General features: G+C 49.3%; 7 protein-coding genes. 5 read left to right on the top strand and 2 right to left on the bottom strand.

The window, feature by feature from the left end:
- Positions 1-489: 489 nt before the first annotated feature.
- Positions 490-3135, top strand: a complete 2646-nt coding sequence (locus tag OIK42_RS11170) for a glycoside hydrolase family 16 protein (RefSeq protein WP_273640549.1) — start codon at positions 490-492, stop codon at positions 3133-3135.
- 71 nt (positions 3136-3206) lie between these two features.
- Complete coding sequence (locus OIK42_RS11165) at positions 3207-6185, top strand: TonB-dependent receptor (RefSeq protein ID WP_273640547.1); 2979 nt, start codon at positions 3207-3209, stop codon at positions 6183-6185.
- 288 nt (positions 6186-6473) lie between these two features.
- On the opposite strand, the gene OIK42_RS11160 is transcribed toward OIK42_RS11165, so the two are convergent.
- Positions 6474-7292, bottom strand: a complete 819-nt coding sequence (locus tag OIK42_RS11160) for an acyl-CoA thioesterase (RefSeq protein ID WP_273640545.1) — start codon at positions 7290-7292, stop codon at positions 6474-6476.
- Between the two features lie 193 nt (positions 7293-7485).
- Here OIK42_RS11160 and OIK42_RS11155 point away from each other — a divergent pair, with 193 nt between their 5' ends.
- Complete coding sequence (locus tag OIK42_RS11155; protein ID WP_273640543.1) at positions 7486-8778, top strand: spinster family MFS transporter; 1293 nt, start codon at positions 7486-7488, stop codon at positions 8776-8778.
- 18 nt (positions 8779-8796) lie between these two features.
- Here OIK42_RS11155 and glgC read toward each other — a convergent pair whose 3' ends face one another.
- Positions 8797-10077, bottom strand: coding sequence for a glucose-1-phosphate adenylyltransferase (glgC, locus tag OIK42_RS11150; RefSeq protein WP_273640541.1), 1281 nt, complete (start codon positions 10075-10077; stop codon positions 8797-8799).
- A gap of 276 nt (positions 10078-10353) precedes the next feature.
- Between glgC and OIK42_RS11145 the strand changes: the two genes are divergently transcribed.
- Both OIK42_RS11145 and OIK42_RS11140 read left to right on the top strand, forming a co-directional pair.
- Positions 10354-11325: a nucleoside hydrolase gene (locus OIK42_RS11145; protein WP_273640539.1), complete on the top strand. Its 972-nt coding sequence runs from the start codon at positions 10354-10356 to the stop codon at positions 11323-11325.
- A 43-nt stretch (positions 11326-11368) separates the two neighbouring features.
- Positions 11369-11911 carry an SRPBCC family protein gene (locus OIK42_RS11140; RefSeq protein ID WP_273640537.1) on the top strand — a complete coding sequence of 181 codons (543 nt, stop codon included), beginning with the start codon at positions 11369-11371 and terminating at the stop codon, positions 11909-11911.
- Positions 11912-11942: the final 31 nt, after the last annotated feature.

The following is an 11942-nucleotide window of genomic DNA, read 5'->3' as shown; positions in this document are numbered from 1 at the left end:
CATGTTTCTCACCGTAAAATGGTTGCGCTTTCATTATTTTGCATCGCCCGTCAGTTTTCTGGTCATTTAACACACAGTTTGTATTGCTTTAATTGTAAACAAATTGGTTATTAATATTTGCTTGCCTGGCTAAATTAGCCTGCTGGTTTTTTTCTTTTTGTTGTTCAGCGAACGCCTTTCGCTGCAGGACATACTTTCGTTATTTTCTTGCTGTTAAATTATTTTTATTTAAATTTATGATTATTAGTAGGTTTTTAGTTTTTCTGGCAAGAGGAGACTAGCTGAATAGCCAAGTTGTTAATATTGGCCAGCATATTATTCCGATAGTAAAAAAAATGTTAATCTCCATTTACTTATCCATTCAATTGTAATAATCTCTGTAAGCGCTTACATATATTTGTTGATTTACATGTAAGCGCTTACACTTTTCGCGGCATGGGTAAGACGAAAGTGAAGCTATATTAATTCCGTTTAGATCGGGGCTGAAGAATGAAAAACACAACAACGCAACTATCCAGGTTGCTCACCGCAATAACAGCTGCAACGCTGGTTGGGTGTGGCGGTGGTGCCAAAACAGAGTCAGATTTTACTGTTGTTGACCCGGCTGTGCCGGTTAGCGACTGGGAGCTAGTCTGGAGTGACGACTTCGATGGTAGTGCCATTGATAGTGCAAAATGGACACACGAGGTAAACTGCGTCGGTGGCGGTAATAATGAGCAGCAGTGCTACACCGACGATCCGGCCAACTCCTTTGTACAGGACGGCATGCTGCATATTGTTGCACGACCTGCTGAAGAAGGTGCTGAAAAACCCTATACCTCGGCGCGTTTAAATACACGCTACAAAGGTGATTTTAAATACGGCCGTTTTGAAATGCGTGCTAAATTGCCTTCAGGGCAGGGCAGCTGGCCAGCATTCTGGATGTTGCCTACGGATTATGTGTATGGCGGTTGGCCAAAGTCTGGCGAAATCGACATCATGGAAGCGGTTAATCTTAAAGTTGCCGATGCCGAAGGAAACGTAGAATCAAATATTCACGGCACACTTCACTATGGTCGCGAGTGGCCAAATAATTCCAGTTCTGGTAAAGCCTTTGAGTTTCCGGCGGACTCCAATCCTGCAGACGATTTTCACACCTATGCCATTGAATGGCAGGAAGGCGAAATTCGCTGGTATGTCGACGGTTATTTGTACGCTACTCAGCGCCAGTCAAAAGTACGTTACAACTCTAAAGACGAAGCGGTTGGCCTGAGCCACCGTGGTTGGTTTGCCGAGTATTTCGATCAAATTACCGGTGAGTTAACGACGCACTGGGATTCTGCACCCTTTGATCAGGAATTTCATTTGCTGCTGAATCTGGCAGTTGGTGGAGACTGGCCGGAAAACGTTAATAACATGGGTATTGATGCCGATGCGTTTGCCAATGGTCAGGAATACGTGATTGATTACGTTCATGTATATCAGTGTCAGTCAAATCCGGATACTGGCAAGGGATGTGAAACCGTGCGCCCGGGCTACAACAGTCTCGACGATGCTCTGGTTGAAGGTGAAGCGCCGATTCCGTCACCTCCCTCAACCGGTGTGGTACAGAACCTGACTATTTTTGATGATGCACCCAACCCGAACTGGGCGGCGTGGGATTGCTGTGGTGGCTCTACACCTATGGTGCTTGATGACCCAGAGATGGGCGCAGTCACCGAGTTTTATGTGGGTGCTACGCCAACTGTAAATGGTTTTATTACCCGTGAAGAATTCCTTACCGATGAAAGCGGCCAGGCAACTCCGTTTGACGGCTCAGGCATGGTGGCGAATGGCGTGATTACCTTCGACATGAAAGTCGTGTCAGCGCCTGGTAATCCCGATGCCACCTGGATATTCAAGGTTGAAAGTAATAACGCCAGCACTGCAGTGGAACTGCCGCTTACAGAGAACCGTGACGGCACCGTACCGGTAGTGGGTGAATGGCAAACCTACGTATTCCCGTTACAAATGTTAGCGGATGCCGGCCTCGATGTGAGTGCCATTGATGTGCTGATGATCTTCCCGGCCTGGGGCATGGGTGACGGGGCTGTGTACCAGCTCGATAACGTTGAAATTAAAGCACCTAAACCAGAAGTGGTGTTCTTTGAAGACGGTGAAAATCCGAACTGGGTGATGTGGGACTGCTGTGGCGGCTCAATGCCCACCGAAGAACTTGACGATGATGAGCATGGGCTCGTTGCACAATTCTCAATTGGTGAAGCTCCAACCGTAATGGGCTTTATTACGCGAAGCGCCAATGGCGGCGGCGACACGCCTTTTGATGCCAGTACCATTGTCGAAACCGGCGTACTGGAATTCGAAATGAAAGTGGTAAGCGCGCCATCCAGCCCGGATGCGAGCTGGGTAGTTAAAGTCGAAGCTGACGAAGCGGCTAGTTTTGCTGAATTGCCTATAACCGATAGTGTTGAAGGCGTTGCCCCGGTTACCGGTGAGTGGCAAACCTATACCTTTAAGCTGGCTGATTTAGCTGCCGCGGGTTTAGACGTAAGTGCCATTGACGTACTGATGATTTTCCCAGCCTGGGGAACCGGTAATGGCGCTGTATACCGAGTCGATAATGCCAAAATTTACGATCCTTCAGCCGTGTCGGCCGATGGTATCAACCTGTTTGCAGATACCGCCGCTGAAGGCTGGTCTATCTGGGATTGCTGTGGTGGCAGTACCCCAACGGTTGAAACTGACGACGATGACAGTAAAGGTGCAGTTGCCCAGTTCATTATTGGCTCTGCGCCAACGGTAATGGGTGTAATCGCCGACGAGGGCGTGTTCTTCGATGCCTCAGCTCACTTAAGCAGCGGTGTGGTGCAGTTTGACTTAAAAGTTGTGTCAGCACCGGCTAATCCTGACGCAGTGTGGAAGTTTAAAATTGAGTCTACCGGCGCTGCTACCGCAGTTGAGCTTGACCTGACAGACAGTGTGGAAGGTGTCGCACCGGTTACCGGTCAGTGGCAGACCTATACCTTTACCTTGCAATCGCTATTTGATGCAGGCCTGGATATCAGCGACTTAAACGTAGTGATGGTATTCCCAGCCTGGGGAACCGGCGAAGGTGCTGTGTATCGCCTGGATAACATCAAAATTGGCGCACAGTAATAGCACAGTCAAGAGCCGGATGCCGTTGGCATCTGGCGCAAGGTAAAGCATTAATCGTGAGTATCAAAGTTATGAACGACACAACTAATATTAAAAACCGCCTGGCAGTGTTTAACAAAAGCCGCCTGGCAGCCTCGATGGCAATACTGCTTGGCACAGTCAGTCAGCCGGTTATGGCACAGGAAACCGCGCAAGCGGGTGCCGAAGAGCAACCTGTTGAAGTGATTGAAGTACAAGGTATTCGTGGCAGTTTAATTCGCGCCATGGATATGAAGCGCAGTAGCCCCGGGGTAATGGACGCCATCTCAGCTGAAGAAATGGGTAAATTCCCTGACTCTAACCTGGCCGAGTCTCTGCAACGGATTACGGGTGTTTCGGTAAGTCGGGCCAATGGTGAGGGGAGCGAGATTACGGTGCGTGGTTTTGGTCCGGGTTTCAACCTGATCACACTTAACGGACGGCAAATGCCGGGCACCGGATTTACCCGCTCTTACAGTCTGCAGCATTTATCGTCAGAAGGCGTGAGTGCTCTGGAAGTGTACAAAACGGCCAGAGCGGAGAACCCCAGCGGTGGCTTAGGTGCAACGGTAAATATTGTTACCGCCAAACCGTTACAACGCCCCGGTGAACGCTACTCCTTTATGGCTAAAGCATTGCACGATACCTCGGTGGAAGAGGGGCACGATATCACCCCGGAAATCGCCGGTATCTACAGCAATACTTTTTATGATGACACTTTTGGTGCGTCGCTGAGTTTTTCTCATTATCAGCGCCACTTTCAGCGTCAGCAAGCCAATGTCCAAGGCTGGCAGGCAAACGTTGATTTACCTGATTTAGACGAGTCAATGTTTACTGATCCGCGGGCAATTGATGCCGATGGCAACCGCGTTGGTAATCACTTTTTCCCGAAAGACATGAACTACGGCTTTGATAACGTCGAAAACGAACGTACCAACGGTCAGCTCACTCTGCAATATGCGCCAAACGACGATTTGACAGTGACCATGGATTACACCATGACTAACGCTATTGTTGGTCTTGAAGGTGTTGGCTGGGGGATCTGGAATGAATTTGGTGGCAACATCAACTCCTACATACTGGACGAAAACGGTACCGCGTTGTATGCCGATATCGGCGGCAATGACGGCTCGTTTACGGCCAATCGCAATACCACCGAAGTCGATGCTCGCTCAATAGGCTTAAATGTCGATTGGCAAGCGACTGACGAGCTTAAGCTAAGTCTTGATTACCATGACTCCAGCAACGAAATTGATAACGGCGCCGATCGGGGAATGGGCAGTACCGGACAAATCATTTTGGGTTCCGATAAGCTGATTTCCAAGGTATATGACTACCGCGAAGGGGAAATTCCGCACGCGTACATTAATTGGCGCAATGGCACTAACGAACTGATGCCGAGCGAAATTGACTCCAACTTTAGTCAGTTCGAGCATACGCCGGGCGAATCTACTGTTGATCAGTTACAAATTGACGGTGAATGGTTTAACTCGGTTTTTGATATTCCAATGGTGGCGGTTAAGTTTGGTCTTGCCCGAACAGAGCAGGCGATGGGTGGCACCAACGCATGGAGTGGTTTACGCGGTGGTCCGGGCTTTAACCCCAGCTTTACTGAAATATTCCCTGATAGCATGTTTGTACGTCACGACACCGGGAACTTCCTGGACGAATTTGCCGGTGGTGGTTCAGCGCTGATGCCCAACTACTATTACACCTATGATTTTGATGAAGCTGTGGCGCGTCAGATGGCGTTTTTGACAGAGGATCTAATGGGAGCGGATGTGTATGTGCCAGACGCTTACTTTGATGGTATTGATGGTGAGAGCCGCGTCGAGGAAGTGACTAACAGCATATACATCCAGACAGACTGGGAATTTGATGTGGCTGACTTCCCGGTACAGATTATTGCCGGTGCGCGCTACGAGGAAACCGAAGTCACCAGTACAGTTCGTCAACGTGTAGAGCAGCAGGTTAACTGGGTAAGTGCCTCAGAGTGGATTATGCAGTATGAAGAGGGGGGGACGGATAACTACCTGACACAGGAAGGTGAGCACGATGTCTTCCTGCCAGCTATTGATATTCGCGTTGACATCACCGATGACTTATTAGCTCGTGTCTCCTGGGGTAAAACCATGGCGCGTGCACCGCTGGGTAATCTGGCCGGTGGTCGTGCATTAAGCGGTAGCCCGAAGCCGGGCGCCCGCACCGGTGGTCAGGGTAATCCTAACTTGTTGCCATTTGAATCAACTAACCTGGATATCACGCTGGAGTATTACTACGATGAAGCCAGCTATGCGTATGTGGGTTTCTTTAAGAAAGACGTAGATAACTTTATCCAAACGACGATTACTGAAACGACAATTGATGGTTTATACGACATCTTTAACGGCCCTCGTTATCAGCAAGCGATTGCCGATATCGAAGGACGCGGCGAGCAAGCCACCAGTACTGCAATTTTTGAACAAATGCTGGCGAATGGTCACGGTAATGCCGATGGCCAGATCGAACCTAACAGCAACGATCCGTTGATCGTATGGAACATCAGTCAGCCTGCCAATACGGATTCTAAGTCGGTTGATGGGATCGAAGTCGCCGTACAGCATATGTTTGGTGAGACGGGCTTTGGTTTAGGTGTGAATGCGACCTTTGTTGATGGCGATGTTGAGTTTGACGTTGACAGCCTAACGCAACAGGCTCCATTAACGGGTTTAGGTGATTCAGCTAACCTGCAGGCGTTTTACGAAAAAGACGACCTGTCTGTGAAATTTACCTATGCATGGCGCGACGACTACCTGCTGGGTGTGGGTCAGGCGCAGGGTTCAGCTGACGCACCGCCGCAGTTCTTTAAGGATTACGGACAGCTGGATATGAGCGTTAACTATGATATCAATGAACGTGTAACCGTGTTCTTTGATGCGCTGAATCTGACTAACGAAACGGAACAGGGGTATGGTCGTTACGAAGAGCAGTTCCTGTTTGCACGTCAGTATGGTACCCGCTACGCGCTGGGTATCCGTTACGGTTTTAACTAATCACCATTCTCAACCCACACGAGGGGATTAGTTAATCGTTGCCCGGCGTAAGCCGGGCAATCTTCATTTCGGGACAGCGTAGTCTGCAAAAGGCGTTGTGAAGCGTGTGCGATAATAATCGTATGCGGCTTGATAAGCGCCGCTGCTGCGCCGCTTTGAAGTGAGTTTTATAACAATTATAACCGCGCTAACAGTGGCTCAGATGCTAGCAATAGCGTCTCATTTTACCCGGCTTGTCCGGGTTTTTTATATGGTGCAGTGCCTTCGTGCTGACAAATTACCGAGTGCTCAGTCAAACACAGCAATAGTCTGGCGACTAAGCGCCACCACCCGGTCCTTGTCATCCCAAATGGTCGCTTCGGTATGGGCATATCCTCCATTGGCCAGTTTGGTATCTACCTGATAGGCAAACCATGGGTTGCCTGAGGTGGTATCCATAGGTTCAATGATTTCAATATCCCAACTCACTGTACTCACCGGGGCTGGTAGTTTTAACTGCTGAATCACCGCTGGCGGCCAGGCATCAATGAGCGAGATAAGGTGAGTGTAAGTAAACTGACTGACGGGCTGCTTTAAGCGCATCCAGCCGTGATAGTGACTGTGTTTGCTCCAGCTGAACGGTATTTGGCCCTGTTCTATTGCCAGTTCATAATGGCGGAAAAACTTCGGAGTAACCTTTGGGATTTGCGGAATAAACTTCGCTTTTTTAGGCAACTGCATAGTGTGTGAGGGCAACTTATTGACCACAATTTTAGAGTCGCGACTCACCCCAAAACAGGCCTGAACACACACGCAAACGCTCTCATTTTGAATTAATTTCGCCAGGTACTGAGACATATTGCGACCACTGCGCAGCTTCTCTACCTCCAGCGTAAAGGGGGTATTAAAATTGACCGGGCCAACAAAATTGGTGTGGTAAGCGCGCAGTGAACGGTCGTTGTCGACCACCAGGCTCAGCGCATGATGCAGGAAGCCGGCAGTGATACCCCCAAAGGCAGTGCGCCCCTGGCCCCAGTTATCGGGCAGTCCGGGGTGGCAGCATTGCCAGCGATCTGTTGCTATGTTTTCCAATGTTGAAGTTTGCGATAACAACTCATCTATATGCATTGTTGCACCAAATTTACTCTGTAGAATTAATACCAATACGGTATTATCACGGTCATTCAACGCTTATGCGACTTAATTCTTGTTATATATGGGTATAAGTTGCCAGGGCATTACTGCGCACGCAGCATAGGTCTGTGAGGCCTGGCCCGGCTCGTCAACAAGCCCTGATACCAACGAGTGACCGGAGACTCTTTTGCAATCAACCACCCAGCCTGAGCCGACACTACCGGCTAACCGCTATCGTTATTACGTATTATTAATGCTGACCCTGGTGTATGCGGTTAATTTTATCGACCGGCAAATCATCGGCATTTTATCGCCGTTTATTAAAGCCGATCTTGGCCTCGATGATGCCCAGCTTGGCTATTTAAAAGGAATATACTTTGCGTTGTTATATACCTTAACCGGTATCCCCATTGCCTGGCTGGCCGACCGGTCCAATCGCATTAATATTGTCGCCATTTCATTAACCTTGTGGAGTGGCTTTACCGCGTTATCCGGCCTGGCCGGGAATTACCTGCAGTTAGTATTATGCCGGATAGGCGTTGGCATTGGCGAGGCGGGCGGCACGCCGCCAGCACATAGTATCATTGCTGATTTATTCCAGCCTAAACAGCGGGCAACGGCAATGGCAATATACGCGCTGGGTATTCCGTTTGGCATTATGCTCGCTTATTTAGCATCAGCTTTTGTGTTAAGTGGCGGGCAGGCAAACTGGCGTACAGTGATGATAGCCGTTGGTTTACCCGGCATAATACTGGCGCTGCTGCTGCGTTTTACGGTGAAGGAGCCCACCCGACAACAGCAGCAAACTGAGCGTCAAATGCCGGTGTCGGCGTCAGTTAAACGGCTATTGAGAACCCCGAGTTGGTGGGGAATGGTAATGGGCATCACCTTATCGTCCTTTGCCAACTATGCGGTAATTGCCTGGCAGATGGATTTTTTTGTGCGCCGTTTTAGCGAGGTAAGTGTGGTCGGGTTACTGGTGGTCTTCGGTGTGATTAACGGCACCTTATATGCTCTTGGGGTGTGGGCAGGCGGGGCCATTGCTGATCGTTGGGGACGCACACAACCCGGTGCTTATGCAGCCTTGCCGGCGGTAGCGTTATGCCTGGGGGTACCGGCTTTTATCGTGGCGATTCATACCGAAACGCTTTGGCTGGCCATTAGCGGGTTTACGGTATTATTGGTCACATCCGGGACCTATTTTGGCCCTTGTTTTGCGATGGCACAAACGCTGTCTCCAGCCAACTGCCGGGCGATGTCGACGGCGCTGTTTTTCTTTATTTTAAACCTGATAGCGCTTGGCGGCGGTCCGACGTTCGTTGGCATCCTGAGCGATTATTATGCGCCAGTATATGGTGGGTTGACGGGGCTGATAAAAGCGCTGGAATGGCTGGTTGTGCCCTTTATATTGTCGATAAGCGTATTTGCCTGGACAGCTAAGCGATTACCACGGGATCTGGCGGCAGCCAGAGCGCAGTAACCGCGTAAGCATCTGCGTTTAATTTTTAGGGATAGCGCCGCCGCCAACGGGTTGGCCAAGCATTTCCCGGGTAACCAGTACCACGCCTTTTTCTGATACTTTAAAACCGCGACGGCGGTCTTCGTCGTGGTCGTATCCGATAACAGTGCCTTCTGGTATTACGCAGCCGCGGTCAATGATCACTTTACGCAGTTTACAGTGACGTTTTATTTCTACATCAGGCAAAATAACCGCTTCTTCTATTAAGCCATAAGAGTGCACGCGTACGTTGGAGAAGCACAATGAGCGTCGCAGGGTAGAACCCGAAATAATACACCCCCCGGAGACTACCGAGTTGATGGCTTCGCCGCGCCGATCGTGATCTTCCCATACAAACTTGGCTGGCGGTAACTGTTCCTGATAGGTCCAGATAGGCCATTTGCGGTCGTACAAATTAAGCGCAGGTACCGGCGCAACCATTTCCATGTTGGCCTCCCAGAACGAGTCGAGTGTGCCGACATCGCGCCAATAGACATGTTCGTTATTGGCACTTTGGAATGGATACGCATACACATCGTGATCTTCAATAATGCTGGGAATGATGTCTTTACCAAAATCACGTTCCGAACCTGAAGTTTCGGCGTCACGGCGAAGTTGCTCAAATAAGAATTCGGTATCGAATACATAGTTACCCATGGACGCCAGGCATAGATCCGGTTGATTGGGTATGGGATCGGGTGACGCTGGTTTTTCGGTAAAGCCATTAATGCGATAATTTTCGTCTACCGACATAACACCAAATGAACCCGCGGCCTCTTCAAGTGGCACTTTTAAACAGCACACCGTCATTTTTGCACCACTTTCAACATGGCGGGCGAGCAGGTTACCGTAGTCCATACGATAGATGTGGTCGCCTGACAAAATCATCACATATTTAGGGAGTTCGTCGCGGATAATATCAATGTTCTGGAACACCGCGTCGGCCGTGCCTTCATACCAGTTTTCAGAAAATCGCTGCGAGGCAGGTAATATCTCAACGGACTCGCCTAATTCTTTTTTAAAGTGACCCCAACCACGCACTAAGTGACGGATTAATGAGTGTGATTTATACTGAGTAATCACGCCTATACGGCGTATACCTGAATTAACACAGTTGGATAGTGGAAAATCAATAATCCGGAACTTGCCGCCAAAATACAGCGCAGGTTTAGCACGCCAGGTGGTAAGGTCGTGCAATCGGGAGCCTCGCCCGCCGGCCAGGATTAAAGCATAAGTATCGCGGGTAAGGTTACTGATATAACGGGGGCTTTTGTCGGTCATTGTAATTCTCCATCGACGCGCAATGTAGTACTGGCGCTTGCCATACGATTCACCAAAAGGTTCAGTCTTGGTTAGGCTATTGAGCAAAGCTAACCGGTTATGAACTCCAGCTGTGATAGTTTAGACTACATTAGCTTTATTCAAATTACATTATTTTTCACAATCTTACGGTGCGTACAAAAAACACTCAAATAAGCAGGCGGGTTGCAACATAAAGCGCCAATGTGCGATACAGCAATAATTGCTAATTCTAATCAGAGGTAGTCAGGGAGTACCATGAATAAAAATAAAAAACAGGTCGTATTTGATCACGATGGCGGCATCGACGATTTGCTGTCATTAATGTTTTTGCTGTGTATGGATGAAGTGGAATTAATAGGGGTATGCGTGACGCCTGCTGACTGTTACCCCGATGATGCCGTTGAGTCGACACTAAAAATATTGGCGATGTTTAATCAGCAGGATGTCCCTGTCACAGTGGGCAATATTATAGGGCCGAATCCGTTTCCTGGAGATTGGCGTGCTCAACCCCGTCTGTGTCGGGCGTTGCCTGCCTTTTTACGCACCGAGGCTGACTATTCACAGTTAAAGCCAGAGCCCGCGCACCAGTGGCTCGAAGCGCTACTCATGAACGCTGAAGTGCCGGTGACGATTCTCATGACAGGGCCCGCGTCTAACCTGGCAAAAACGGTCACCCATAACCCGGGGTTAAAAGCTAAGATCAGCCGGGTGATATGGATGGGCGGCGCGGTTGAAGTCAGGGGTAATGTGGCCATGCACGATCATGACGGCAGCGCCGAGTGGAATGCCTATTGGCATCCCCAGGCCACCTATGATTTGCTGAGTGCCGAATTACCGCTGGTGGTAGTGCCGCTCGATGCGACCAACCGGTTACCGGTGAGCTGGCCGTTTTTAGCCGAGCTGGCAAAGATTAAAACACCTTTGGCAGAGCTTGCCGGCCAATGTTGGGCAGCAACCGTGACGGCAATTCCCGCCTATGAATTTACCTATTTTATGTGGGATGTACTGGCCACTAGTTTACTCACCATCGATGAACGAGCCCTGACTATACAAGCGGGTTATCTCACCGCCAGCGTGACAACACCCGATGCCGGTCGTATGTCTGTTGCGCCAGCAGGAAAGGGTTTTGCGTGTCAATGGCTAACCGATGTCGATGCTGATGCAGTGATAAACTACCTGTTTGAATTACTTCAAACAAAAAAGGCCGTGAAACTCTCATTTTGTTAATTTAATGTTATAATTGGCGTGGGGTATCACTAAGGGAGTTAGCATGTGGAACAATAAATGGTTCCTGAATATCATTGTTTTGCTGCTTATCGTGGGTTTAGCCGGAATGTTTTTACCTGATGAATATCAGGTTGAGCGTTCTATTCATATTAATGCGCCGCCCGGTGAGGTGTATGGCGTTATTGTTGATCTGCGAAAATGGGAACAATGGACGGTATTAAATCGCATGGATCCCGACGTGAGACTTATTTTTGATGGCCCTGATAGGGCCATTGGTATGCGTATGCGATGGGAAGGAACTATTGTTGGACGCGGCGCTGTGGAAATATCGTCGCTGCAGTTTAACCGGCAGTTAATTTATTCTTTAAGCCGGAATGACGATGGTGTGAGAGAGACCGGTGAAATGCGCCTGGTGCCGCTTGAGTCTGGCACCGAACTCATCTGGACAAGTCGCGGTAATGTTGGCGTAAATATTTTCGACCGTTACAGCTTTCTTTTTCTGGAGAGCGAGGTGGATGAAGCCATGCAGGTTGCGCTTGAAAATATAAAAACACTGGCAGAGAATGCGCCAGCCAGTTCGCGCTGAGTCGAAGTCTGGCTGTACATTTACGTGATTA

Source organism: Alteromonas gilva, from assembly GCF_028595265.1.
Taxonomy (GTDB): Bacteria; Pseudomonadota; Gammaproteobacteria; order Enterobacterales; family Alteromonadaceae; genus Alteromonas; species Alteromonas gilva.
Note: the sequence above shows the minus strand (reverse complement) of the source record. Positions and strands in the feature narration are given on the sequence as shown.

Bases quoted from the DNA above. Each gene is read 5' to 3' on its own strand.
- OIK42_RS11170 (WP_273640549.1), top strand. From the start codon at position 490: ATGAAAAACACAACAACGCAACTATCCAGGTTGCTCACCGCAATAACA.
- OIK42_RS11165 (WP_273640547.1), top strand. From the start codon at position 3,207: ATGAACGACACAACTAATATTAAAAACCGCCTGGCAGTGTTTAACAAA.
- OIK42_RS11160 (WP_273640545.1), bottom strand. From the start codon at position 7,292: ATGCATATAGATGAGTTGTTATCGCAAACTTCAACATTGGAAAACATA.
- glgC (WP_273640541.1), bottom strand. From the start codon at position 10,077: ATGACCGACAAAAGCCCCCGTTATATCAGTAACCTTACCCGCGATACT.
- OIK42_RS11145 (WP_273640539.1), top strand. From the start codon at position 10,354: ATGAATAAAAATAAAAAACAGGTCGTATTTGATCACGATGGCGGCATC.
- OIK42_RS11140 (WP_273640537.1), top strand. From the start codon at position 11,369: ATGTGGAACAATAAATGGTTCCTGAATATCATTGTTTTGCTGCTTATC.